Annotated in this window: 21 protein-coding genes and 1 pseudogene; 13 read left to right on the forward strand and 9 right to left on the reverse strand. The window is 73.1% G+C overall.

Annotated features, from left to right (window positions below):
- The first annotated feature begins 87 nt into the window (after nt 1–87).
- The 3 genes from QQZ13_RS06090 to QQZ13_RS06100 are packed head-to-tail and all read left to right on the forward strand — an operon-like array spanning nt 88 to nt 2,419.
- Complete coding sequence (locus QQZ13_RS06090; RefSeq protein WP_284528200.1) at nt 88–570, forward strand: hypothetical protein; 483 nt, start codon at nt 88–90, stop codon at nt 568–570.
- A gap of 8 nt (nt 571–578) precedes the next feature.
- Nucleotides 579–1,550 carry a cation diffusion facilitator family transporter gene (locus tag QQZ13_RS06095; protein ID WP_284528201.1) on the forward strand — a complete coding sequence of 324 codons (972 nt, stop codon included), beginning with the start codon at nt 579–581 and terminating at the stop codon, nt 1,548–1,550.
- Nucleotides 1,547–2,419: an SDR family oxidoreductase gene (locus QQZ13_RS06100; RefSeq protein ID WP_284528202.1), complete on the forward strand. Its 873-nt coding sequence runs from the start codon at nt 1,547–1,549 to the stop codon at nt 2,417–2,419. The genes QQZ13_RS06095 and QQZ13_RS06100 overlap by 4 nt, the downstream gene beginning before the upstream one ends.
- 25 nt (nt 2,420–2,444) lie before the next feature.
- On the opposite strand, the gene QQZ13_RS06105 is transcribed toward QQZ13_RS06100, so the two are convergent.
- Both QQZ13_RS06105 and QQZ13_RS06110 read right to left on the reverse strand, forming a co-directional pair.
- Nucleotides 2,445–3,146, reverse strand: a complete 702-nt coding sequence (locus QQZ13_RS06105) for a GTP pyrophosphokinase family protein (RefSeq protein ID WP_284528203.1) — start codon at nt 3,144–3,146, stop codon at nt 2,445–2,447.
- A gap of 52 nt (nt 3,147–3,198) precedes the next feature.
- Nucleotides 3,199–3,765: a flavin reductase family protein gene (locus QQZ13_RS06110; protein WP_284528204.1), complete on the reverse strand. Its 567-nt coding sequence runs from the start codon at nt 3,763–3,765 to the stop codon at nt 3,199–3,201.
- 151 nt (nt 3,766–3,916) lie between these two features.
- Between QQZ13_RS06110 and QQZ13_RS06115 the strand changes: the two genes are divergently transcribed.
- Nucleotides 3,917–4,771: a sulfurtransferase gene (locus QQZ13_RS06115; RefSeq protein ID WP_284528205.1), complete on the forward strand. Its 855-nt coding sequence runs from the start codon at nt 3,917–3,919 to the stop codon at nt 4,769–4,771.
- Nucleotides 4,772–4,823: 52 nt separating this feature from the next.
- Here QQZ13_RS06115 and QQZ13_RS06120 read toward each other — a convergent pair whose 3' ends face one another.
- From QQZ13_RS06120 to QQZ13_RS06135, 4 genes are all read right to left on the reverse strand, one after another.
- The gene (locus QQZ13_RS06120; RefSeq protein WP_284528206.1) at nt 4,824–6,182 is read right to left on the reverse strand and encodes an HNH endonuclease signature motif containing protein; all 1,359 of its coding nucleotides are present in this window, start codon (nt 6,180–6,182) and stop codon (nt 4,824–4,826) included.
- Between the two features lie 135 nt (nt 6,183–6,317).
- Nucleotides 6,318–6,818: an NADPH-dependent FMN reductase gene (locus QQZ13_RS06125; RefSeq protein WP_284528207.1), complete on the reverse strand. Its 501-nt coding sequence runs from the start codon at nt 6,816–6,818 to the stop codon at nt 6,318–6,320.
- Between the two features lie 9 nt (nt 6,819–6,827).
- On the reverse strand, nt 6,828–8,174 hold the full coding sequence (locus tag QQZ13_RS06130; RefSeq protein WP_284528208.1) for an O-acetylhomoserine aminocarboxypropyltransferase/cysteine synthase family protein: 1,347 nt from the start codon (nt 8,172–8,174) through the stop codon (nt 6,828–6,830).
- On the reverse strand, nt 8,171–8,695 hold the full coding sequence (locus QQZ13_RS06135) for a DUF4395 domain-containing protein (protein ID WP_284528209.1): 525 nt from the start codon (nt 8,693–8,695) through the stop codon (nt 8,171–8,173). The genes QQZ13_RS06130 and QQZ13_RS06135 overlap by 4 nt, the downstream gene beginning before the upstream one ends.
- Nucleotides 8,696–8,914: 219 nt before the next feature.
- On the opposite strand from QQZ13_RS06135, the gene QQZ13_RS06140 reads away from it, so the two are divergent.
- A complete protein-coding gene (locus QQZ13_RS06140; protein WP_284528210.1) occupies nt 8,915–9,934 on the forward strand; it encodes a pyridoxal-phosphate dependent enzyme in 1,020 nt (339 codons plus the stop codon).
- Nucleotides 9,931–11,088 (forward strand): cystathionine gamma-synthase, encoded by a 1,158-nt coding sequence (locus tag QQZ13_RS06145; RefSeq protein ID WP_284528211.1) that lies wholly within the window; start codon nt 9,931–9,933, stop codon nt 11,086–11,088. Before QQZ13_RS06140 ends, QQZ13_RS06145 begins: the two co-directional genes overlap by 4 nt.
- A gap of 69 nt (nt 11,089–11,157) precedes the next feature.
- On the opposite strand, the gene QQZ13_RS06150 is transcribed toward QQZ13_RS06145, so the two are convergent.
- Nucleotides 11,158–11,748, reverse strand: coding sequence for a DUF1992 domain-containing protein (locus tag QQZ13_RS06150; RefSeq protein WP_284528212.1), 591 nt, complete (start codon nt 11,746–11,748; stop codon nt 11,158–11,160).
- Nucleotides 11,749–11,856: 108 nt separating this feature from the next.
- Between QQZ13_RS06150 and QQZ13_RS06155 the strand changes: the two genes are divergently transcribed.
- The 4 genes from QQZ13_RS06155 to QQZ13_RS06170 all read left to right on the forward strand — a co-directional run bounded on the left by QQZ13_RS06155 (nt 11,857) and on the right by QQZ13_RS06170 (nt 17,021).
- Complete coding sequence (locus QQZ13_RS06155) at nt 11,857–12,471, forward strand: PadR family transcriptional regulator (protein WP_284528213.1); 615 nt, start codon at nt 11,857–11,859, stop codon at nt 12,469–12,471.
- Complete coding sequence (locus tag QQZ13_RS06160) at nt 12,468–13,184, forward strand: ABC transporter ATP-binding protein (protein ID WP_284528214.1); 717 nt, start codon at nt 12,468–12,470, stop codon at nt 13,182–13,184. Before QQZ13_RS06155 ends, QQZ13_RS06160 begins: the two co-directional genes overlap by 4 nt.
- Nucleotides 13,181–16,045 (forward strand): FtsX-like permease family protein, encoded by a 2,865-nt coding sequence (locus tag QQZ13_RS06165; protein WP_284528215.1) that lies wholly within the window; start codon nt 13,181–13,183, stop codon nt 16,043–16,045. Before QQZ13_RS06160 ends, QQZ13_RS06165 begins: the two co-directional genes overlap by 4 nt.
- A gap of 136 nt (nt 16,046–16,181) precedes the next feature.
- Entirely contained in the window at nt 16,182–17,021 is an 840-nt protein-coding gene (locus QQZ13_RS06170; protein WP_284528216.1) for a sulfurtransferase, read from the forward strand.
- 139 nt (nt 17,022–17,160) lie between these two features.
- Here the strand turns inward: QQZ13_RS06170 and QQZ13_RS06175 are convergent, their stop codons facing one another.
- A complete protein-coding gene (locus QQZ13_RS06175) occupies nt 17,161–17,865 on the reverse strand; it encodes a helix-turn-helix domain-containing protein (RefSeq protein WP_284528217.1) in 705 nt (234 codons plus the stop codon).
- A complete protein-coding gene (locus QQZ13_RS06180) occupies nt 17,865–19,358 on the reverse strand; it encodes an APC family permease (protein ID WP_284528218.1) in 1,494 nt (497 codons plus the stop codon). The genes QQZ13_RS06175 and QQZ13_RS06180 overlap by 1 nt, the downstream gene beginning before the upstream one ends.
- Nucleotides 19,359–19,583: 225 nt before the next feature.
- Here QQZ13_RS06180 and QQZ13_RS06185 point away from each other — a divergent pair, with 225 nt between their 5' ends.
- The 3 genes and pseudogenes from QQZ13_RS06185 to QQZ13_RS06195 form a co-directional block, all read left to right on the forward strand.
- Nucleotides 19,584–21,062, forward strand: a complete 1,479-nt coding sequence (locus QQZ13_RS06185) for an APC family permease (protein ID WP_284528219.1) — start codon at nt 19,584–19,586, stop codon at nt 21,060–21,062.
- A gap of 51 nt (nt 21,063–21,113) precedes the next feature.
- Complete coding sequence (locus QQZ13_RS06190) at nt 21,114–23,162, forward strand: primary-amine oxidase (protein ID WP_284528220.1); 2,049 nt, start codon at nt 21,114–21,116, stop codon at nt 23,160–23,162.
- Nucleotides 23,104–23,465: pseudogene (locus QQZ13_RS06195) on the forward strand (hypothetical protein); the annotation flags it as partial. The gene QQZ13_RS06190 and the pseudogene QQZ13_RS06195, both read left to right, overlap by 59 nt.

The raw sequence follows: 23,465 nt of genomic DNA on the forward strand, positions 1-23,465 counted from the left end.
AAGGGGCTCGTGACCTTCCCGGATCGGCGCCTATCGTGACGGGCGCGCTTTCCGCGCCGATCGGGTGCCGATGCGAGAGGACGTGACGTGCGACGAGTCGCTGCCGTGACCGCGGCGATGCTGCTGTCCCTGGCCGTCCTCACCGGGTGCGGGGCATCGATCCCCGCCGACCCCGACGGTGCGCTCGACCGCATCGACGGGGGCGTGCTGCGCGTGGGGGCATCGCCGAGCGACGGCCTCGTCGTCCTGGACGCCCCGTCGGGCGCGGACCCCGTCTCGGGACCGCTGCCCGACCTCATCGCCGGCTTCGCGGCCGGCCGTGACGCCCGGGTGCGCTGGACGGTCGGCTCGGAGGAGGATCTCGTCGCGGCGCTCGAGTCGGGCGACCTCGACGTCGCGGTCGGCGGCATGACCGACGACACGCCGTGGAGCGACCGGGTGTCGGTGACCCGGGGCTACACCGGCATCCCCGGAGCGGCGGGCCGCCCGGTCGTCGTGCTCCTGCCGCTCGGCGAGAACGGCCTGCAGTCGGCCCTCGAGGCCTACCTCGACGCGGAGGTCGGCCCATGATCGGGCGGATGACGTCCATGGGACGCACCGACCTGCCGCCCGCCCAGCAGGCGGCGCTGCGCAGCGCGGTGCGGTGGGAGTGGTTCACGATCGCCTACACCTGCGTGACGATCGCGCTCATCGCCCTCGTCGTGGGCGGGTCGCAGGCGATGAAGACGGCGTGGATCGAGGACATGCTGTCGCTGATCCCGCAGGTGTCGTTCCTCGTCGCGCTGCTCCTCATCCGTCACCGGCCGACCCGTGGGTTCCCGTACGGTCTCCACCGCGCCATGGGTGTCGGACACCTCGTCGCCGGGGTGGCGCTCCTGGCGATCGGCGGCAGCCTCGCGGTCGAGTCGGCGATCGGCCTGCTGCGCGGCGAGCACCCGGCGATCGGCACGGTGAACGTGTTCGGCCAGACGATCTGGCTCGGCTGGTTCATGGTCGCCGTGATGAGCGTCATCGTCATCGGCCCCTTCTTCTACGGGCACGCGAAGGCGAAGCTCGCCCCGGTGCTGCACAACAAGGTCCTCTACGCCGACGCCGACATGGCCAAGGCCGACTGGACGACGACGGTCGCCTCGATCGTCGGCGTGCTCGGCATCGGCATCGGCTGGTGGTGGCTCGATGGCGCCGCGGCCATCTTCATCTCCGCCGGCATCGTCTGGGACGGCTGGCGCAACGCGCGCTCGGCGGTGCTCGACCTCATCGACCAGCGGGCGCGCACGCATGACGACGCCGCGCCGCATCCGCTGGCCGACCGGATCGTGGCGAGCCTGGAGACCCTGCCGTGGGTGGCGCAGGCGTCGGTGCGGATGCGCGACATGGGACAGGTGTTCCACGTCGAGGCCTTCGTCGTGCCGCGCCGCCGCCGCGTGCGTCTCGCACGCGTGGAGGCCGCCCGATCGCAGATCGCGGAGCTGGACTGGAAGGTCCAGGACGTGATCGTCGTCCCGGTGGCGTCGCTGCCGGAGGAGACCCGAGGAAAGGAACGAACATGACCGATCCGCGCACCGCCCACCACGACGGAGGGTTCCCCGACCAGGAGCAGGAGCAGCCCGGACTCACCGGCCGCACCGAGCCCCGCCCCGACCACGGCGAGGACAGCTACCGCGGCAGCGGACGCCTCGAAGGCAAGCGCGCGCTCATCACCGGCGGCGACTCCGGCATCGGCCGTGCCGTCGCGCTCGCGTTCGCGCGGGAGGGCGCGGAGGTCGCGATCGCGCATCTGGCCGAGGAGCAGGAGGACGCCGACGCGACCGTCGCGCTCGTGCGCGCCGAGGGGCGCCGCGGCGTCTCGTTCGCGGGCGACGTGCGCGACGAGGCCTTCGCGACCGCGATCGTCGTCGACGCGGCGCGCGAGCTGGGCGGGCTCGACGTCGTGGTGCTGAACGCGGCCTATCAGAAGGACCGCGACGGGATCGGCTCGCTGGAGACGGCCGAGTTCGACCGCGTGTTCCAGACGAACCTCTACGGCATGCTCTACTCCGCCCGCGCGGCGGTGCCGCTGCTGCAGCCGGGCGCCTCGATCATCGTCACGTCGTCGATCCAGGCGTTCAACCCCTCGCCGGGGATCATCGACTACGCGATGACGAAGGCGGCGCAGGTCGCCTTCGTCAAGGCCGCCGCCGAGGAGCTCGGGCCCGAGGGCATCCGGGTGAACGCGGTCGCGCCCGGCCCGATCTGGACGCCGCTCATCCCGGCGACCGGGTGGGACGCGGAGCGACTCGCCACGTTCGGCCAGGACACGCCGCTCGGCCGTGCCGGGCAGCCCGCCGAGCTGGCCGGCGCGTACGTGTTCCTGGCGTCGGACGAGGCCTCGTTCGTCTCGGGCGCCGTGCTGCCGGTGACCGGCGGCAAGGGCCTCTGAGCCGACCCGGGCGGAGCGTCGCGCGTCAGGCGGCGACGAATCGCCCGGGGTGGGGGCCGTGGAGCTCGCCGTGCAGCCGTTCCATGCGGGCGTCGAGCTCCGCGGCGGTGAGCGCCGCATCGCGCAGCTCCGCGAGGAGGCCGTCGGGCACCGCACCGTCGTACTTGTAGTAGATCTTGTGCTCCAGGCTCGCCCAGAAGTCCATCGCGATGGTGCGGAACTGCACCTCGACGACGGCGTCGATGCGCCCGCTGGAGAGGAAGACGGGCACCTCCACGATCGCGTGCAGGCTCTGGTAGCCGTTCTCCTTGGGGCGGGCGATGTAGTCCTTCACCTCGCGCAGCGTGATGTCGTCCTGTGCGGTCAGGAGGTCGAACAGCCGGTAGGCGTCCTTCGCGAAGCTGGTGGTCACCCGGACGCCGGCGATGTCGGTGATGTGGTCGCGGATGGCGTCGAACGTCGGCTCCACGCCTTTGCGCACGACCTTATCGATGAGGCTGTCGGCGCTCTTCACGCGGCTCGAGACGTGCTCGATGGGGTTGTACTCATGGGTCAGCAGGAACTCGTCACGGAGGATGCCGATCTTGGTCTCGACCTCGCGGAGGCCGAACTGGTAGCCGAGGAGGAAGCGCTGGAACTCGTCGCGCATCGCACGCAGCTCATGGGGGGAGAAGGTCGCCACCCCGTCGTCGGTCGTGACGGACAGGTGCTGCGGCGACGCTTCCATGGTCCGACCGTATCGATCGACGTTCAGCGGACGCTGTGAGTCGGGGGCGTACTCAGGCGTCGATGCGCGAGTGCTCGCCGAGTCGGTGCCAGGTGCGGTTGTGGTAGACCAGCGCGTCGCCCGGCTCTCCCGGTGCGACATCGCGGACGACCTGCGACTGCAGCGCGTGCGCGGCGATGACGGTGGAGCCGCCGGCGTCCATCCGCCCGATCACGGCGCAGCGCACCCAGGCGCGGACGTCGTGGTACACCGGTTCGCCGGTGACCAGACGTGACCAGCGGTCGGTGTCGGCGAAGCGGTCGACCCCGCTCGTGGCGCCGAGGCGCGCGAGCTCCAGGTCGTGCGCGTCGAGCAGGTGCACGACGATCGTCTCGGCCCGCGAGAGCACGTCGGAGGAGGACGACAGCGACGAGATCGAGAAGATCAGGAGCGGCGGGTCGGCGCTCACCGACGACACCGATGTCGCCGTCAGGGCGACCGGGCCGTCGCCGGCGTCGGCGGTGATCACCGCGACGCCCCCGGGGTGGCCGCGGAACAGCGCCTTGAACTCGTCGGCCGACAGCGAGGACGAGAACTGGTGCTCCGGCGCGTCGATGCGGGCGGCGGGCGAGGTGGTCATCCTTCGACGCTAACCCCGATCCGAGGGGTCGGGGGCGGTGTGTGTGCGTCTGTGACCCCGTGTGAACGAATGTGACGCGCGGGCGCCGGGGCGTGTCGCCGTGTTGCGGGGCCGCGCGACGGGCGGCGTGCTCCTCGGCGACCATGAGGGCATGTCCCGCCTCGTCGACGCCGATCGGCTCTCCGCCGAACTGGAGGGCGCGTCCCCGCCGCGCCTGCTCGACGTGCGATGGCGCCTGAACGAGCCCGAGGGGCGGCCCGCCTACGTGGGCGGTCACCTTCCCGGTGCGGTCTACGTCGACCTGGAGCGGGAGCTCGCCCGTCCCGGACGTCCCGAGGAGGGCCGCTTCCCGCTGCCGGATCCGGCCGATCTCGAGGCCGCCGCGCGCCGGTGGGGGCTGTGGCGCGGTGACCGCGTCGTGGTCTACGACGACAACGACGGCGTGGCTGCGGCGCGGGCGTGGTGGCTGCTGCGGGGGCACGGCATCGACGTGCGGGTGCTCGACGGCGGCTTCCGCGGCTGGCTCCACGCGGGGTATCCGCTCGCGCGAGGCGATCACGCGCCGCCCGCGGGCGACGTCGTGCTGGCGGGGCCGGGACCCGCTGTCGCGACCATCCAGGACGCCGCGCTCGCACCGCGCACCGGCGTGCTCGTCGACGTGCGGGCCCCGCAGCACTACCGCGGACAGGTCGGCGGGCTCGATCCTGGCGCCGGGCACATCCCGGGCGCGATCAACATCCCCACCGTCACGCACATCGCCCCCGACGGCCGACTCCACGAGCCGGCCCGGATCCGGGCGGCGCTCGCCGCGCGGGGGGTCACCGCGGAGACGGCGGTCGTCCTGTACTGCAACAACGGCATCGCGTCGGCGCATTCGGCGCTCGCCTTCGCCGTCGCAGGCATCGGCGTCCGTGTGTATCCGGGCTCTTGGAGTCAGTGGAGCCGCTCGCCCGGTCGCCCGATCGCGACCGGCGCCACCCCGGCCGAAGCGATCTCCGCCGTCTGACCCGTCCTCCCGCCTGCGGTGCGCCCCGCCCGCGCTGACGGCCGCCGGACGGTCAGAAGGGCGCGCCCGAAGGGCCATCTCGATCGATCGGTATGCCGATGGGGGCGTCGTCCGTGATGAAGGTGAGAGTGCGCGCCGGCCGGTCGGGATAGTGCCTGCCGGTCGGGCTGGTCCAGTGCAGCACTCCGTCGGGCGTCTGTCTCACCCGCCAGGCGGAGTGGTGTTTGAGGGTGTGGTGGCGGCGGCAGAGGTGGGCGAGGTTGCCGAGTTCGGTGGGTCCGTCGTGTTCTCGCGCTCTGGTGTGGTCGATGTCGCACCTTCGCACCGGGATCCGGCACCCCGGGAACCGGCAGTGCTCGTCCCGCACTCTCAGCGCCCGCTTCAACTGGTCGCTCGGCCGGTACCGGTCCACCGCGAGCACCGTCCCGGTGACGGGGTGGGTGAGCACCCGGTCCCACCCCGACGTGGTGCCCGCCAGCCTTAGCGCCGTCGCGGTGTCGATCGGCGCGCGGCCGGTCAGCTCCGTCGGCGCGTCACCGGCGCCGACGGCCGTGAGGACGGGCACGGTGACCTGCACGTGCGCGACGATCGCCTCCCCCTCCGGGATCGACCCGTTCGAGACCTCGGGCGTCGCGTGCCCGGTCAGCAGCAGGTCGGCGAACACGTCGGCACGGATCTCATCGATCCGCCGGAGGTCGGAAGCGGGCTCATCGAGCAGTGTCGTCCCGACGGTCGCGGCACCCGCCTCTCCACTTCCTGCACCACCGCGCGCGTCGATGACCCGCCGGGCGTACCGGTCGAGACGGTCGCGGATCCCGTGCGCCAGATGCGCCGGCAGCGTCGCGATGAGTTCCGCCATGCCGTCGTCGAGGTCGCGCACCCACACGCCCCGGCCCTTCGCGGCCACGGCGTGCCGCTCGGCCAGCGGCACCGGATGCAGTCGCGCCGCGAGGACTCGCACCGCAGGCCGTAGCCGTCCCGGCGTTTCCCGCCGGGCCACCTGCAGCGCGGCCTCCTCGAACGCGGCGCGGGCGTCGTGGTCGTCGATCGGCAGTCCCGCCTCGACGATCACCCGCACATGCGCCCCCGAGACCTCACCCGCCGCCAAAGCGGCCCACGTCGCGGGGAACCGCTCCGTCAGCACCACCGCGTCGGACAGCTGGCGCTGCACCGTCCGATCCGACACCCGCAGCGCGACGCCGAGCTGCGCCGCCATCGACCGCAGCGGCACATCCCGCACCCCCGACGGTCCCGGCGCATCGTCCTGCGCCCGCACCACTTCCACCGCTCGAGCCAGCACCGCGGCCTCGCGGGCCTGCAGCGCCGCCATCCCGCGCCGGATCTCGACGAGCTCCTCGACCACCGCCTCCACGCCGAACGTCGCCGGGCGGAGCGCAGCGGTGTTCGTCATGCCCCCATCCTTCCCGGAGGCACCGACACCGACTCCGACAAAGCCCCGGTCAGGACCGCTTCCTGTGGATAACCCCGCCGGCAAACCACATGGGGAGGAAACGCCACGGCCCAGCCGCCCCGGCCGGACGAGCGGCTACAGGAAGGGGCGGAGGCGCGGCCACTCGGCATCCGCCCAGGCCGCGACGATCTCGTCGCGCTGATCGACCTGCGACGCCGGGAACGCGATCCCGCGGGTGGGCACCGATGCGCCGAGCTCGACCAGGAGGGGCCGCAGCGACACCTCCACGGCCAGGGCGTGGGCGGGGGAGCCGATCGTCAGGATCGGCACCGCGGCGACCGCGTGCAGGGCGCCCGCGTCGAAACGGTCGAGGAACGCCTTCAGCAGCCCCGTGTAGGTGGCCTTGTAGGTGGGGCTGGCGACGATGACCACGTCGGCGGCGAGCACCCGATCCCGCGCGGCGTCGACGACGGCGCTCGGGTACCGGAAGAGCTCGTCGGCGATGTCGGCGAGCTCCACGGTGTCCGCGACCCCCGCTCCCGAGCGCTCCGCGAGGGCCGCGGCGACCGACTCGGCGATGCGGCGCGTGCGGGATCCGGGCTGCGGGTTGCCCACGAGTGCGACGACGGAGGCCATCGGGTGCTCCTAGCTGCGGGGGACGGCGGCGGCGAGGGCCGCGTCGAGGTCGGCGATGAGGTCGGCGGCCGTCTCGATGCCGATCGACAGCCGGATGAGGCCGTCGCCGATCCCGAGGCGCTCGCGCTCCTCGGCCGAGAACGACACGTGGGTCGTCGAGGCCGGGTGGAGGGCCATGGAGCGCACGTCGCCGATGTTGGTCATGCGGCTGAAGACGCGGAGCGCGTCGAAGAAGCGCCGGGCCGCGTCGCGGCCGCCGCGCACGGTGAAGGCGAACACCGAGCCGGCGTGGCCGCCGAAGCGCTCCGTCGCGATCGCGTGGTACTCGCTGCCGGGAAGGCCGGCGAAGTCGACGCTCTCGACGGCCGGGTGCGCGTCGAGCCAGGATGCGACGGCGACGGCGTTCTCGAGGTGGCGGGCCATCCGCAGCGAGAGCGTCTCGATGCCCTGCTGCAGGAGGAAGGAGTGCACCGGCGACAGCGCGGGACCGAGGTCGTTGACGATGCCGAAGCGGAGGTAGGCCTCCAGCGCGTGGCGGCCGTACGCGTCGACGAACGACGGCTTCCCCGGGCCGGGCGGCTCGGTGATCCCGGGGTAGGGGCGCCGGGAGCCCGCCCAGTCGAAGGTGCCGCCGTCGACGATCGCGCCCGACAGCGCCGCCCCGTGACCGGTGAGGAACTTGGTCGACGAGTGCACGACGACGTCGGCGCCGTGCTCCAGCGGACGGATGACGTAGGGGGTTGCCACGGTGTTGTCGACGACGAGCGGGATGCCGTGCCGACGGGTGATCGCGGCGACCGCGGCCACATCGACGAGGTCGTTCTTCGGGTTGGGGATCGTCTCCACGAAGGCGGCCTTGGTCTCGGGGCGGATGAGCCGCTCCCACTCCTCGGGATCCCGCGGCTCGCGCACGTAATCGACCTCGACGCCCAGGCGTGTGAACGTGCGGTCGAAGAGGATGCGGGTGCCGCTGTAGACGCTGGCGGTCGACAGCAGATGCTCCCCCGCCCCCGCCAGGCCCAGGAGGAGCGCCGTGATCGCGGCCTGCCCCGAGCCGACGACGATGGCGCCGACGCCGCCCTCGAGGGAGGCGATGCGCCGCTCGGCCACGAGGTGGGTGGGATTGAGGTTGCGCGAGTAGAGCTGACCGGCGTCGGCGCCGGTGAAGCGCGCCTCGGCCTCGTCGAACGAGGCGAAGCGATAGGCGGCGGACAGGTAGATCGGGGTGACACGGGCGCCGAAGTTCTCCTCGGGGAGCTCCCCGGCGTGGACCTGCCGGGTGTCGAAGCCGAAGCCCTCCCAGTCGTAGCGCGCCGGAACGGGCGCGACGACCGGCGGCGTCGCGTCGTGGGTCACGAGGCTCCGACGAGTCCGCCCTGCGGACGGAGGAGCCCCGCGCGCGTCAGGCCGAGATAGATCTGGCAGCCGAGGCAGAAGGCGAACACGGCGTTCAGGAACGCGGCGACGAACGCGGCGGCGCCGGCCGCGGGCAGCGCCCACGGCACGCCGACCAGGTGCAGGATCAGGCCGAGGCCGACGACGAAGAGCCCGACGCCCTGCGCGAACCGCGGCGGTCGCGGGTCCTCGAGCTCGGTCGGCGCGGTCAGGCGCGGCCGGATCGCGGTGCGGAACAGCACCGCCCACGGCGCGGTCCGCGGCGACGTCACGCCCCACGCGAACAGCACGGCGACGAGGGCGAGCACGAGGAAGCCCGGGTCGGCCGCGCGGTCGGCGAGGGTCGTGCCGGTGCGGGTCGCGGAGCCCACGAGCGACAGGAAGGTGCCGAGGAGCAGGAGCACGCTCGTGATGGCGGCGGTCACCCGCGGTCCGCGCGGGTCGATGCCGGCGGGACGGGAGGCGGTCGGGTCGGTGGCCATGCCGGAACCCTAGACGCAGACCGGGGTGGCGCACCCGGCAGCCGTCACAGAGCGACACGTGGCGGCGCGCTGCCCGACTTGCCCCCACCGGGGGCGCGGGTTACGGTGGTCGCGTGCACCTGACCTGTCGCTGTTGTCGCTGAGCGCTCACGCGCGCCCTCCGACGACCGACAGATTCGCCGTGCCTCTGTGCGCACGGCACGACCACCAGGACACCTCATGCGCTACGCCACCCACATCGCCGACCTCGTCGGCAACACGCCCCTCGTCCGTCTCGGCAGCGTCACGGACGGCATCCGCGCCACCGTGCTCGCCAAGGTCGAGTACTTCAATCCCGGCAGCTCGGCGAAGGACCGCATCGCGTCGCGCATCATCGACGCGGCCGAGCGCGATGGGCTGCTCCGGCCGGGCGGCACGATCGTCGAGCCGACCAGCGGCAACACCGGGGTGGGACTCGCGCTGGTCGCGCTCCAGCGCGGCTACCGCATGGTGTTCGTCGTGCCCGACAAGTTCGCCGGCGAGAAGGTCGCCGTGCTGAAGGCGTACGGCGCCGAGGTGGTGATGACCCCGACGAGCGTGCCGCCGGAGCACCCCGACTCCTACTACTCCGTCTCGGACCGCCTGGCGCGCGAGATCCCCGGGGCGTTCAAGCCGAACCAGTTCGCGAACCTCAACGGTCCGCGCGGGCACTACGAGACGACCGGCCCCGAGATCTGGCGCGACACCGACGGCCAGGTCACGCACTTCGTCGCGGGGATCGGCACCGGCGGCACGATCAGCGGCACCGGGCGGTTCCTGAAGGACGCGTCGGCCGGAGAGGTCGTCGTCGTCGGCGCCGACCCGGAGGGCTCGATCTACTCCGGCGGACCGATCCACGGCTACGCCGTCGAGGGCGTGGGCGAGGATTTCTGGCCGGCCACCTTCGACCCCGCCGTCGTCGACCGCTACGAGCGGGTCGGCGATTCCGAATCGTTCGCGATGACGCGCCGGCTCGCCCGCGAGGAGGGCCTGCTGGTCGGCGGCTCGTCGGGCATGGCCGTCACCGCGGCGCTGCGGGTGGCGCGCGACCTCCCCGAGGGCGCCGTGGTCGTCGTGATGCTGCCCGATCACGGCCGGGGCTACCTCAGCAAGATCTTCGACGACGAGTGGATGCGGGACCACGGCCACGCCGAGCTCCTCGATCCCGCGCTGACCGTCGACACCCCCGCCACCTCCGACCTCCCCGGGAGCCTCGCATGACCGCCTCCGACGCCGCCCGCGGCTTCGCCAGCCTCGCCGTCCACGCCGGTCAGGAGTTCGACCCGACGACCGGCGCGGTGATCCCGCCCGTCCACTTCTCGACGACGTATGCCCAGGACGGCATCGGGGGGCTCCGGCAGGGCTACGAATACGGCCGCAGCGGCAATCCGACCCGCACCGCCCTCCAGGTGCAGCTGGCCGCGATCGAGGGCGGCGCGCACGCCTTCTCGTTCGCCTCCGGCCTGGCCGCCGAGGACGCGCTGCTGCGCGCAGTGCTCCAGCCGGGCGACGAGGTGCTCCTCGGCAGCGACGTCTACGGCGGCACCCACCGTCTCATCTCCCGCATCCTCGGCCCGTGGGGCGTGAAACTGCGCGTCGTCGACCTGAGCGATCCGGATGCCGTCCGCGCCGCGGTCGCCGAGCGTCCGCCGCGCATCCTGTGGGTCGAGACGCCGTCCAACCCGCTGCTGCGCATCACCGACATCGCCGCGCTCGTCGAGGTCGGTCACGCCGCGGGCTCGCTGGTCGTCGTCGACAACACCTTCGCCACCCCCGCCCTGCAGCAGCCGCTCGCCCTCGGCGCCGACGTCGTCGTGCACTCGACCACGAAGTACCTGGGCGGGCACTCCGATGTCGTCGGGGGTGCGCTCGTGCTCGACGACGACGCCCTCGCCGAGAAGATCGGCTTCCTCCAGTTCGCCGTCGGCGCGGTGTCGGGCCCCCTCGACGCGTGGCTCACGACGCGCGGGGTGAAGACGCTCGCCGTCCGCATGCAGCGGCACAGCGAGAACGCCGCCGCGATCGCCGCCTTCCTCGACGGGCATGAACGCGTCGCGCGGGTGTACTACCCCGGCCTGGCATCGCACCCGGGGCACGAGATCGCGGCGCGGCAGATGTCCGCGTTCGGCGGCATCGTCTCAGTGGCCCTGGAGTCCGGCGAGGCCGCACGACGCTTCGCCGAGTCCACGCGGCTGTTCCAGCTCGCCGAGTCGCTCGGCGGGGTGGAGTCGCTCGTGAACTATCCCGACGCGATGACCCACGCCTCCGTGCGGGGCACGGAGGCCGCCGTCCCGGTGGAGGTGGTGCGCCTCTCGGTCGGCATCGAGGACGCCGACGACCTGCTGGCCGACGTGGAGCAGGCCCTGCGCGCCTGAACCGTGCCGTCTCGGAAGCGGCCGGGACGCACGCGCGGGTGATTCACCCCGCCGTGCGAGCCGCCTCGGTCACGCGTCCTCCTGCCGGTTCCGGCGCAGCGACCAGCGCCGACGGCGCGGCGGGTCCGGCGCGGGAGGAGGGGTGCGCGCCGCACGCCGCGCACGCCAGGCGTCGACCTCGGCGTCGACGTCGCGGGTGGGCGTCACGACCGGCCGCCCGCCCTGGAGCTGGCGGCGCGCTTCCACCACCCGGCGGTTGAAGTCGGTGACGTACTCGCGCACGTCGGGCTCCCGGGTGAGCGCGTCCACGCGCTCGTCGAACTCGGCGTGCTCGACCCGCAGCCGCAGCGCCGGCGGTCCGAGGCCGGTCAGCTGCTCGGTCTGGATCTTGCGCCGGATCCACCAGTTCGGGTCGTGGTGGTCGCCCAGCCCCTCGAGCGGCTTGCCGTAGCCGGGCAGGTCGTCGAAATCGCCGCGGCGGATGGCCTGCTGGATCGCCGTCTCGACGTACATCGCCCGCTCGTGGGCGGTCGGCGCAGCGGGATCGGCGCGCGGAGCGGCGGACGCGGGATCGGCATCCTCGTCGCCCGCGAATCCGGCCTCGCGGGCGGCCTTGTCCACGCGATAGCGAGCGGCGTCCAGCCGCGGATCCTCGGCCATTCCTCCAGCCTAAGCGCCTCTCGGCTGGCGGGCACGATACCCGGCATGTATATACTCGGAAATCACATACCGGGTATGCACCCGGTCGTGCAACCGAGGGAGACGCGGATGTCGGTGCGACAGAGCCTGCTGGCCATTCTGGATCAGGGCCCCTGCTACGGCTACCAGCTGCGGGCGGAGTTCGACCGGCGCACCGGCTCGACCTGGCCGCTCAACGTCGGCCAGATCTACAACACACTCGACCGGCTGGAGCGCGACGGCCTGGTGGCCAAGGGCGACGTCGACGAGCAGGGCCACGTGTACTGGCAGATCACCGAGGCGGGATCCGCCGAGGTCCGCGCCTGGCTGTCGTCCCCCGTGGAACGCAGCCACGGCACCCGCGACGAGCTCGCGATCAAGCTCGCCGTGGCCGCGACGCTCCCCGGGGTCGACGTCTCCGAGGTCATCCAGACCCAGCGCCTCGCCTCGCTCTCGCAGCTGCAGGAGCTCAACCGCGCGAAGTACGCCGGAGCGAACCCCGACGGTCCCGAGGAGCTCGCCTGGTCGCTCGTCGTGGACTCGATGATCTTCTCCGCCGAGGCGGAGGTGCGCTGGCTCGACCACACCGAGCAGCGCCTGGCGATGCACCCCCAGCATGCGATGGCCCTCGAGCTGTCCACCGAGCGGCCCAAGCGCGGCCGGCCGGCGCTCCGCCCCGCCGCCGAGAGCGCGGCCCGCGCGTGACCGCGGTCCTCCAGCTCATCGGCGTCACCCAGCAGTACGGCGCGGGCGCGACCAGCGTCTCGGCGCTGTCGGGCGTCGATCTGACGGTCGCCAAGGGCGAGCTGGTGGCCATCATGGGGGCCTCGGGCTCGGGCAAGTCGACCTTGCTCTCCATCGCCGGCGGCCTGCAGAAGCCGACGACCGGCGAGGTCGTCGTCGAGGGGACGTACCTGTCGACGGCATCCACCCGCGAACTCGCGCAGCTGCGGCGGCGCTCCCTGGGATTCGTCTTCCAGGACTTCAATCTCATCCCGACCCTCACGGCCCTCGAGAACGTGACGCTGCCGCTGGAGCTCGACGGCTTCCGGGCCCGCGCAGCGCGCCGTGCGGGTCGGGATGCGCTCGTCTCCGTCGGCCTCGACGCGAAGTTCGACGCGTACCCCGACGACCTCTCCGGAGGTCAGCAGCAGCGCGTCGCGATCGCCCGCGCCGTCGTCGGCGGGCGGCGGCTGATCCTCGCGGACGAACCGACGGGCGCGCTGGACTCGGTCACCGGTGAGGCGGTGATGAAGATGATCCGCTCGCGGGTCGATCAGGGTGCGGCCGGCATCCTCGTCACCCACGAGGCCCGGCATGCGGCGTGGGCCGACCGGATCGTGTTCCTCCGCGACGGCCGGATCATCGACCAGTCGCAGCGCGACGGCGCCGACTCGCTGCTGGCGAGGGCGCGGTGACCGGCACGCTGGAGCGTGCGGAGTCCGTGGGGACGGATCCGCACGCCCGGCAGCCGGGACTCGAGTCGTCGCGGTGGGCGAGGTGGCGGGTGGCGGGGCGCTTGGCTCGGCGTCAGGTGCGTCGCACGTGGGTGTCGAGCCTGCTCATCATGACCCTCGTGGCGCTGCCCATCGCGGCGATGGCGGGGGCGGCCATCTTCGTGGACAGCATGATCGGCACGCCCGAGGAGCGCGCCGACGTGGAGCTCGGCCGGATGGCGGCCTGGGTGCAGCCCGCGGGGGTGGCCGGTGCCGGGTTCTGGCAGGCGCCGGGCGAGCCGTTCTGGAACGGCTACCCGCGCGATGCCGACGGCGGCGGGGGCGAGCAGCCGGAAGGGGCGATCCCGACCGATCCGCTCGGGGCCCTTCCCGCAGGCACCGAGACGGTGCCGATCGGCTCGGGTCAGGTGCGGATCGACACCGCGGCCGGGGTGGCGGCGGTGCAGGCCTGGGCGGGCGCCGCGTGGGATCCGCGGTTCGCGGGGCGGTTCGACGTGATCGACGGCCGCGCCCCGGCCACGGACGACGAGGTGATGGTCACGCCGGCCACCCTGGAGCGGACCGGCGTCGCGGTCGGCGGTGTGTTGCGCAGCGACGACCGCGACTACACGATCACCGGCACGATCGAGGTCGCCGACCTGCCCGACGCCGACAGCGCGGTCGTGTTCGCCGACGCGGAGCGCTTCGCCGACCGGCGCTGGTACCTGCCCGAGAGCGCGCTCTCGTGGGCGGACGTGCAGGAGCTGAACGAAGCGGGCATGATCGCCTACGCCCGCGCGGTCGTCCTCGATCCGCCGCCGTTCTCGGTCGACGGCGAGTGGATGCTCGACCGTGCCACCCAGGACTTCTACAACAGGCTCGCGCTCGCCGCCAGCCTCGGCGCGGCGGGGGTGGCCGCCGGGTACATGGTCGTCATGCTCGCCGGCGCCGCGTTCGCGGTGAGTGCGCGCCGGCAGCAGCGCGCCCTCGCGATCGCGGCGAGCGTCGGCGCCGACGCGCGCGACCTCCGGCGCACCGTCCTCCTCCAGGGCACGGTGCTGGGCCTCGTCGGAGGGGTGGTCGGGGTGGCCCTGGGCATCGGCCTGGCTGCGCTCACCCTCGCGATCGTGGACAACGGCTCCGCGACGCAGTTCTGGGGCTTCCACGTGCCGTGGCTGCTGCTGGTCGGCATCCTCGTCTTCGCCGTCCTCGTCGGGACCGCGGCGGCGCTCATGCCGGCCCGCGGTGTCGCGAAGTCGGATGCGATGAGCGCGCTGCGCGGCGCCCGTCGCCCGCAGAAGGTCACCGCGTCGCGTCCGATCTGGGGATCGGTCATGCTCGTCGGCGGTGTCGCCCTCACGATCCTGTCCGGCCTCGCCGCTGCGGCCGTCACGGCGAGCTCGTCCATCCCGTACGACTCGCCGCTGCGCTGGCTGCCGACCGTCGGCATCATCGTCGGACCGATCGTCGCGCAGCTGGGGATCGTCCTGTCGGGGCGATGGCTGCTCTGGCTCGCCTCGCTCGCGCTGTCGAAGCTGGGCATCGCCGCACGGATCGCCTCGCGGGATGCCGTCGCCAACGGCGCGCGCACCGTGCCGGCCTTCGCGGCGATCGGAGCGACCGTGTTCGCCGGGGTGTTCGCCGTCGGCATGGGCGGGATGGTCACCGGGCAGACGGCCCGCTCGTGGACGTACTCCGCCCCGGTCGGCACCGCCATCGGCTCGCTGTACTCGCGCACCCCGGACCTGCTCACCCGCGAGCAGGCGGAGGCGGCCGCGGCCGAGACCGTCGCGGTCTACCGCGAGGTGGGCGCGACGGCCACGGGCGTCGCCGAACGGCAGCAGCCCCTCTGGGCCGAGAGCGAGGCGGACATCCCCGAGGACCTGCTCCGCGCGACCACCGTGCGACCCGATCGGAACCTCATCGATCCCGCCAGCGTCGACGGATGGGGATACTCGACCGAGCTCGCGGACCCGCAGAACAACATCTCGGTCATCGCCGTCGACGACATCGAGACCGTCACCGGCATCCGCCTGACGGAGCGGCAGCGCGCCGCCTACGACGCGGGCGCGGCGCTCGTGACCGATGCGGGCCTCGTCACCGACGGCCGGATCGAGGTCGCCGCGTGGACGGAGCGGCAGTGGCAGTTCGGCGGCGCGCCCACCAATGTGCTGCGGCCTTGGCCGGGCGAGGACATCGAGGAGCCGGTGTGGTCGAAGGGTCTCGACGCGTTCGTGGTCGCCGCCCCGCATCAGGCGGTGCAGGTCGCGGTCTCCCCGGCCACGGCGGAAGAGCTCGGCATCGAGGTGGTGCCGCTCATGGTCTACGGCGGCTTCGACGGGGCGCCGACGACAGAGCAGTCCGATCGGCTCCGGGCGCTCGGGGAGAACCTGCAGAACGATGACTACGCGGCGTCGGTCTGGGTGGAGACCGGGCCGATCGGCGCCGAGTCCTGGCTCGTGCCGTTGCTGGTGGCGGTCGCCGTGCTCGTCGTCGGAGCGAGCGCGGTCGCCCTCGGGCTCGCGCGCTTCGAGCGGCGCCCCGACGATGCGACGCTCACCGCCGTCGGCGGCACCGACGGCCTCCGTCGCCGGATCGGGTTCTGGCAGGGGCTCGTGATCGTGGGATTCGGGACCTTCGCCGGCGCCGCCGCCGGCATCCTCCCGCCCATCGGCTTCCTGCTGCAGTCGCAGGCCGACACCGGGCGGGAGCTCTCGATCGCGGACGTGCCGTGGTGGCTGCTCGCCGCGCTCGCCGTCGCGCTGCCGCTGGTCATCGCCGTCGCCAACGCCGTCGTCCCGCCCCGCCGCCCCGACCTCACCCGCCGCACCGCGATCGCCTGAACCCTCCCGCCCCCGCTCCTGGTCATCCCGCGAGCCGACACGCTGTGTGCGAGCCGACACGATGAGAACCGCGCGGGAGGTGTCGGCTCGCGCGGATCGTGTCGGCTCGCGGACTGGAGGAGGATAACGTCGGAGCATGCCCCACCCTCTCGTGACCGCCGCCGAGCTCGCCGCACTGCTGGACGCGGAGGCGCCGCCGATCGTGCTCGACGTGCGATGGCGGCTCGATGCGCCCGACGGCCGCGCCGCGTTCGAGCAGGGGCACGTGCCGTCGGCGCAATACGTGAGTCTCGACGACGACCTCGCGGCACACGGCGCGCCGACCGACGGGCGGCATCCGCTCCCTGCTCCCGATGTGTTCGCCGAGACCGTCCGCCGCTGGGGGGTGTCGGAGGGGGACACGGTCGTCGTGTACGACGACTGGCTGACCTACGGCGCGGCGCGGGCGTGGTGGATGCTGACCGACGCCGGCATTCCGGCGCGGGTGCTCGACGGCGGCCTCGCGGCGTGGCGGGATGCCGCTCTGCCCCTCGAGCCGGGCCCCGGGACGCCCCGTGCGCCGGGCACCGTCACCGTCACGTCGGGGCTCCTGCCGCAGCTGGACATCGACGAGGCGGCGGCGCTTGCGGGCACCGGCATCCTGCTCGACGTCCGGGCGCCGGAACGGTACCGCGGCGACACCGAGCCCATCGATCCGCGCGCGGGGCACATCCCCGGTGCGATCAACTCGCCGACGGTAGACAGCAACGCCGCCGACGGCCGGTTCCTCCCGCCCGAGGAGCTGCGCGCGCGCTTCGTCTCCGCGGGGGCGCGTGCGGACGAGCCGGTCGGCATCTACTGCGGGTCGGGCGTCTCCGCATCCCACGCCGCCCTGGCCCTCACGCTCGCGGGATTCACCCCGGCTCTCTTCGTCGGATCCTGGAGCCAGTGGGCGAACCACCCCGACCGCCCGGCGGCCGTCGGCGCCCGCCCCTGACGCCCCCTCGCGCCTCCCACCGCCCTCTTCGCCGAGCCGACACGCTGCTGCCGAACCGACACGATATTGCGCGTCAGAAGCGTGTGGGTTCGCGCGAATCTTGTCGGCTCGGCAGAGGAAGGAAGAAGAAGGGGCTGCGTCAGGTGAGGAGCGGGGCGAGCTCGGCGGCGGCGGAGACGAGGATGGCGGCGGTGTCGGCGGGATCGGCCACCCGGCGGGGCGGGCCGGCGAAGGCGAGCGCCCCCGCGAGCACGCCGCCGTCGCCGCGGATCGGCGCGGCCAGACACCCCGTGGTCGCCGCCTCCCGGCGCACGACGCCGAAGCGCGCGAGGTCGTCGCGGTCGGCGGTGTCCCCGCCGTCGCGCTCCCGCAGCAGCAGGCGCCCGACGGCGTAGCGCTCGGGCTCGCGCGCCAGGCGCACCGGATCCGACAGCGGGAAGTCCGGGTCGGCGTCGGCGACCACGACCCGGCCGTCGACGTACATGACGAGGTGGATGCCGCCGCGCACCTGTCCCCGCACGCGTGCCAGGACGGCGTGCGCCGCGCGCGGAACGTGCACTGGGGCTGCCGCGACCGCCAGATGGACCACCTTCGCGCCGAGGGCGAAGCCGCTCAGGTCGGGGGTGCGGACGAGGAACTCGTCCTGCACGAGGAGATTGAGCAGGCGGTACGCCGTGGCGCGCGGCATCGCGAGCGCTTCGGAGATCTCCCGCGCCGTGGTGCCCGGGCCGAGAGCGGCGACCGCCTCGAGGACGGTGAGGGCGCTGTGCACCGCGCGCGGCTGGCGGGCCGTCAGCGAGGGCGCCGCGGGGCCCGTCGCCGGACCGGGCGCCGGGCCGTCCATCACCCCTCCTTCCGCGCCACGCCGCCGAGGACCTGCGCCGCGACGGGCTCGTCGTACCCGCCGACGCCGTCCAGCCGCGCCGCGCCCGGCCGCATCCGCCACGCGATGAGCGCCGCCGCCGCGGCCGCCAGCGCGATCGAGATCCACACGCCCGGGTTGCCCACCTGGGCCTCCACGACGAGGTAGACCCCCAGGCACGCGATGATCGCCGCGGCGGCGACCATCGCGACGGCGGCCGCCCACGCGGTGGTCTCGCCGATCCTGCGGAGGAACAGGGGTGCGGCGACGCAGACGATCGCGTACGCGACGATGTACCCCACTGCCGAGACGACGATGACGGACTCCATCGCGTCCCAGGGGCGGATGCCGCCGGCCACCAGCGCGAGCGGGATCGCGGCGATCACGGGCACCGCGACGGCGACGGCGCCGATGGGGGTGCGGTGACGGGCATGGGCGCGGCCGAACAGCGGCGGCACGACGCCGTCGCGGCCGAGCGCGAACAGCACGCGGGTGAGCGCGGTCGTGGAGGCGAGCGCGCAGGCGAGGAAGGAGGCGGCGATGCCGACGTCGGCGGCCGCAGCCCACCCCTGCAGCCCGAACAGCGCGGCGAGCTCGTCGATGGGCGCCTCGGAGGCGACGAGGTCGCGGCCCGCGGCGGCGAAGCCGGCGACCTGCGTGTAGGCGGCCAGCAGGTACAGCGTGCCGGCGACGAGCACGGTCCACACGATCGCCCGCGGGATGTTCCGCAGGGGCGAGCGCGCCTCGACGCCGAGGGTGGCGGCGCTCTCGAACCCCACGAACGCGGTCAGCGCGAGCACTGCGCCCGCGGCGACCGCCGATGCCGATACCCCTCCGGGCGCGGACGGCCACAGCGCCTCGGGCTGCAGCGGCCCGATGTGCACGAGAAGGGCGATCAGCAGGGCCACGACGAGCGCCACCGACACCGCCTCCACCACGAGGGCGACGCGGGAGGATAGGCGGATGCCGCGCACGAGCACGATCGCCAGCACCGCCGCCTCGCCGGCGAGGGAGAGGGCCGACAGCAGCGGTGCCGGCGCGGACGGCCACACCCTCGACATCATCAGCGACAGGTAGTGGGCGCCGCCGAGCAGGGCGAACACCGAGATGAAGGCGTAGCCGACGATGATCGCGGCGGCCGTGGCGAGCCCCGCCGACGGGCCGAGCCCGCGCGCCGCGTACGTGTAGAGCGACCCGCTGGCGGCCAGCCGCCGGGCGAACTGGTTGACGGTCCAGGCCACGAGGAGCGCGAGCAGGGTCGCGACGGCGACGGCGAGCACCGTCGCGCCTCCGGCGGCGCCGGCGACCAGCAGGATCACCGTCGTCGCGGCCGCCGTCGGGGCCACGGCGGCCACCGACTGCGCGAGCACGTCGGCGAAGCCGACCGTCCGCCGCTCCAGGCCGTGCAGCGGCGAGCGTGCGGCGAAGTCGTGCACCGGATCGGGTCGCGCGATCGCGCGCTCCAGAGCTGTCATGCGACCTCCCGGGGATCGCCTCGACGGTATCCGGGCGCCGTTGCCCCGTGGCTACCGCCGTGTTTCGGGCTCGTGTCGCCCGAATGAGACACGGCGACGCCGACCGTCCCGTTCGGCGGCGCCGGTTTTTCACGGCCCCGAGACGGTGAGGCAATCGCGGCCCGCGACCCTGGTCGCAGTCGACCCGTCCGCCGCCACCGGCACCACCGTCAGAAGAGGAACACCATGACCCAGCTCGAATCCCCGGGCGTCGAGGCATCCGCCAAGCGGGTGCTCACCGGCTCCCTCGGCGCCACCGCGATCGTCTTCATGGTGGTCGCCGCCGCCTCCCCGCTCACCGTCATCGGCGGGGCCGCACCGCTGGGCATCCTGCTCGGCAACGGCGTCGGCTTCCCCGCCCTGTACGCGGTGAGCGCGGTCATCCTGCTGCTGTTCGCCGTCGGGCTGGCCGCGATGTCCCGCCACATCCCGCGTCCGGGCGCGTTCTTCACCTATGTCGGCTACGGGCTCGGCCGCTCGACCGGGCTCGCCGCCGCGTGGGTCGCGATGCTCACGTACACGACGATCCAGGTGTCGGTGTACGGCTATATCGGCTTCATCCTCAGCTACACGGTGGAGACCTACGCCGGCGTCGCGCTGCCGTGGTGGCTGTTCGCCCTGCTGATCATCGGGCTCGTCGGCATCCTCGGCTACCGCCACATCGACCTGTCGAGCAAGGTGCTGGGCGTGCTCCTGATCGCCGAGGTCGGCATCGTGGCGGTGCTCGTCGCGGTGGTCGTGTTCTCCGGCGGAGGTCCGGAGGGACTGAGCCTGGCGCCCTTCGAGCCGGCGAACGTCGTGAGCGGCTCGCCGGGCGTCGGCCTCATGTTCGCGATCGCGGCCTTCATCGGCTTCGAGGCGACGGCGATCTTCCGCGACGAGGCGCGCGACCCCGACCGCACGATCCCGCGCGCCACGTACATGGCCGTCATCGGCATCGGCGTCTTCTACACCGTCGCCTCCTGGGGCCTGGTGATGGCCTGGGGTCCGGGCAGCGTCGTCGACGAGGCCGCAGCCGACCCGGGCAGCCTGATCCTCCGCACGATGGCCACCTACCTCGGGGCCACCGGCGAGATCATCACCAACGTCCTGCTGATCACGTCGATGTTCGCCTGCGTCCTCTCGTTCCACAACGTCGTCACCCGCTACCAGCACTCGATGGCCTCCGCCGGGGTCCTCCCGGACGGCCTCGCGTCGGTGCACGCGCGCCACCTGTCGCCGCACACCTCCTCGATCGTGCAGACGGCCACCGCCGCGGTGCTCATCGCGGTCTTCGCCGGGTTCCAGCTCGACCCCGTGCTGGCCGTCTTCACCTGGTTCGCCGGCGTCGCGACGCTCGCGATCGCGATCCTCATGGCGCTGACATCCGTCGCGGTGATCGCGTACTTCCTCAAGACCCGCAAGGACACCCGCGCCTGGAACACGATCATCGCGCCCGGACTCGGCTTCCTCGGTCTGATCCTGTCGGCGGCGCTCATCGTGGCCTACTTCCCGATCATGGTCGGCGACGTCGACGCCGAAGGCGCTCCCGTCTTCGGCGGGCTCAGCTGGTTCCTGCTCGCGCTCGTCGTGGTCTTCCCCGTGCTCGGCTACCTCCAGGCCGCCTGGATCAAGAAGCGCCGTCCGGCCGCCTACGCGAAGCTCACCGACGCGATCGCCGGCTGACGGCGTCCCGCCCTCCCTTTCCCGCCCCACCCGCACCAGAGAGATCCCTTCATGACCGACACCCTCACCGCCGACCTCGCCGCCGCGACGCCCGCCGCACCGGCGCACCCGCTCGCCTCCCTGACCGCCGCCGAGATCGAGGCGGTGCGCGCCATCGTCCTCGACCTGCCGACCACGACCGACCGCACGCGGTTCGCGTACGTCGGACTGGAGGAGCCCGCCAAGGGCGAGATCCTCGCGTGGGAGCAGGGCGGCCCGGCCCCCGAGCGGCGTGCCCGCGTCCAGCTGCTCGACATGACGACCACCCGCTCGAGCGACCTCGTGGTGTCCCTCGGCAGCGGCAGCGTCGTGAGCGAGCACGTGCTCGACGGCACGGCCGGGCAGCTCCCGATCCTCGACGCCGAGTTCGAGGAGGTCGGTCTCATCGCGGGCGCCGACCCGGAGTGGGTCGCGGCGCTCGCCGCCCGCGGACTGAGCGTCGACGACGTGGTGCTCGTGCCGCTGTCGGCCGGCCACTACGGCTACGGCGACGAGGAGGGCAAGCGCATCCTCCGCACCTTCGCCTTCCAGCAGTTCCACCCGAAGGACCACCCGTGGGCGCACCCCGTCGACGGGCTGACCGCCTACATCGACGTGGCCGCGCGGAAGGTCATCCGCATCGTCGATACGCCCGGGTTCGAGATCCCGCAGACCAGCGGCAACTTCGACGACCCGGCGCTGCAGGGCCCGCCGCTGGAGGGGCTCAAGCCGATCGAGATCACCCAGCCGGAGGGTGCGAGCTTCACGGTCGACGACGAGCACGTGACCTGGGGCGACTGGGACCTGCGCATCGGCTTCGACACCCGCGAGGGCCTGATCCTCCGCCAGCTGCAGTTCCAGGGGCGACCCGTGATGTACCGCGGATCGATCAGCGAGATGGTCGTGCCCTACGCCGACCCCGCGCCCAACCGGTTCTGGCAGAACTACTTCGACACCGGCGAGTACCTGTTCGGCCGTTACACCAACGAGCTCGAGCTCGGCTGCGACTGCGTCGGCGACATCACCTACGTCGACGCCGTCCTCTCCGACGAGCTCGGTTCGCCCCGCACGGTGCGCAACGCCGTCTGCATGCACGAGGAGGACTTCGGGTCGCTGTGGAAGCACACCGACCTCTTCACCGGATCCAACGAGGTGCGCCGTCAGCGACGCCTGGTGATCTCCTTCTTCACCACCGTCGGCAACTACGACTACGGGTTCTTCTGGTACCTGTACCTCGACGGCACCATCGAGTGCGAGGCCAAGCTCACCGGCATCCTGTTCACCTCGTCGTACCCCGGCGAGGACTACCCCTACGCGTCGCAGGTCGCCCCGGGCCTGGGTGCGCCCTACCACCAGCACCTCTTCTCCGCGCGACTCGACATGACCGTCGACGGGCAGGCGAACGTCGTCAACGAGATCGACGCCGTGCGGGTGCCGATCTCCGAGGGCAACCCGGCGGGCAACGCCTTCACCAAGAAGGTGACGCCGATCGTGAGCGAGGCGGTCTCGGGACGCGTCGCGGACGGATCGGTCGGCCGCGTCTGGCAGATCGCCTCGACCGAGAAGACGACCTCGCTCGGTCAGCCGACCTCGTACGTCCTGTTCCCGGAGGCGCATCCGATCCTCCTCGCCGACGACGCGTCGTCGATCGCCTCGCGGGCGGCGTTCGCGACGAAGAACCTGTTCGTCACCAAGTACGACCCGGCCGAGCGCTACGCCGCGGGCGACTTCGTCAACCAGCACCCTGGCGGAGGCGGCATCCCGGAGTTCATCGCGGGCGACGAGCCCCTGGTGGGCGAGGACCTCGTCGTCTGGCACACCTTCGGGCTGACCCACTTCCCTCGCAACGAGGACTGGCCGGTCATGCCCATGGACTACGCGAAGTTCACGCTCAAGCCGTACAACTTCTTCGAGCGCAACCCCGCGCTGCACATCCCAGCCCCGGTCTCGGACCACTGCTCGGCGGGCACGGCGGCCGCGCACGCCGGCGGGTACGGTCCCGTCGCCGGTGCGCACGATCACGGTGCCCACGATCACGGTGCCCACGATCACGGTGCGCACGGCCACCACGGCCACCACTGAGCGCGTGGGCGAGGTCCTCCACCTGTGGGCCCTCGCGCCCGCCACGGTCGGCGCGTGCTGCGTCGCCGCCGACCGTGGCCGCGCGCGGGTGCCCGAATTCGCCGCCGCCGCGCTCATGCTCGTCGCGATGGCCGACGTCGGCACCGGGGCGCGCCTGATCGCGCCGGTGCTGTGGGCGCTGCTGCTGGTCGTCGGGGCCATGGGCCTGGCGGCGCTGCGGGGCGCACGGCGGCCGCGCCCGGCCGCGGGGGAGCGGATGCCGCATCCCTCCCGCGCGATGACGGTGATGACGGCGCTCGGCCT

Source organism: Microbacterium sp. T2.11-28 (assembly GCF_950097975.1).
Taxonomy (GTDB): domain Bacteria; phylum Actinomycetota; class Actinomycetes; order Actinomycetales; family Microbacteriaceae; genus Microbacterium.

Excerpts from the sequence above, each read along its gene's own strand:
- QQZ13_RS06145 (WP_284528211.1), top strand. The coding sequence starts at position 9,931 with ATGACCGCCTCCGACGCCGCCCGCGGCTTCGCCAGCCTCGCCGTCCAC.
- QQZ13_RS06190 (WP_284528220.1), top strand. The coding sequence starts at position 21,114 with ATGACCGACACCCTCACCGCCGACCTCGCCGCCGCGACGCCCGCCGCA.
- QQZ13_RS06120 (WP_284528206.1), bottom strand. The coding sequence starts at position 6,182 with ATGACGAACACCGCTGCGCTCCGCCCGGCGACGTTCGGCGTGGAGGCG.
- QQZ13_RS06100 (WP_284528202.1), top strand. The coding sequence starts at position 1,547 with ATGACCGATCCGCGCACCGCCCACCACGACGGAGGGTTCCCCGACCAG.
- QQZ13_RS06150 (WP_284528212.1), bottom strand. The coding sequence starts at position 11,748 with ATGGCCGAGGATCCGCGGCTGGACGCCGCTCGCTATCGCGTGGACAAG.
- QQZ13_RS06155 (WP_284528213.1), top strand. The coding sequence starts at position 11,857 with ATGTCGGTGCGACAGAGCCTGCTGGCCATTCTGGATCAGGGCCCCTGC.
- QQZ13_RS06110 (WP_284528204.1), bottom strand. The coding sequence starts at position 3,765 with ATGACCACCTCGCCCGCCGCCCGCATCGACGCGCCGGAGCACCAGTTC.
- QQZ13_RS06115 (WP_284528205.1), top strand. The coding sequence starts at position 3,917 with ATGTCCCGCCTCGTCGACGCCGATCGGCTCTCCGCCGAACTGGAGGGC.
- QQZ13_RS06105 (WP_284528203.1), bottom strand. The coding sequence starts at position 3,146 with ATGGAAGCGTCGCCGCAGCACCTGTCCGTCACGACCGACGACGGGGTG.
- QQZ13_RS06135 (WP_284528209.1), bottom strand. The coding sequence starts at position 8,695 with ATGGCCACCGACCCGACCGCCTCCCGTCCCGCCGGCATCGACCCGCGC.
- QQZ13_RS06175 (WP_284528217.1), bottom strand. The coding sequence starts at position 17,865 with ATGGACGGCCCGGCGCCCGGTCCGGCGACGGGCCCCGCGGCGCCCTCG.
- QQZ13_RS06180 (WP_284528218.1), bottom strand. The coding sequence starts at position 19,358 with ATGACAGCTCTGGAGCGCGCGATCGCGCGACCCGATCCGGTGCACGAC.
- QQZ13_RS06125 (WP_284528207.1), bottom strand. The coding sequence starts at position 6,818 with ATGGCCTCCGTCGTCGCACTCGTGGGCAACCCGCAGCCCGGATCCCGC.
- QQZ13_RS06095 (WP_284528201.1), top strand. The coding sequence starts at position 579 with ATGACGTCCATGGGACGCACCGACCTGCCGCCCGCCCAGCAGGCGGCG.
- QQZ13_RS06185 (WP_284528219.1), top strand. The coding sequence starts at position 19,584 with ATGACCCAGCTCGAATCCCCGGGCGTCGAGGCATCCGCCAAGCGGGTG.
- QQZ13_RS06170 (WP_284528216.1), top strand. The coding sequence starts at position 16,182 with ATGCCCCACCCTCTCGTGACCGCCGCCGAGCTCGCCGCACTGCTGGAC.
- QQZ13_RS06140 (WP_284528210.1), top strand. The coding sequence starts at position 8,915 with ATGCGCTACGCCACCCACATCGCCGACCTCGTCGGCAACACGCCCCTC.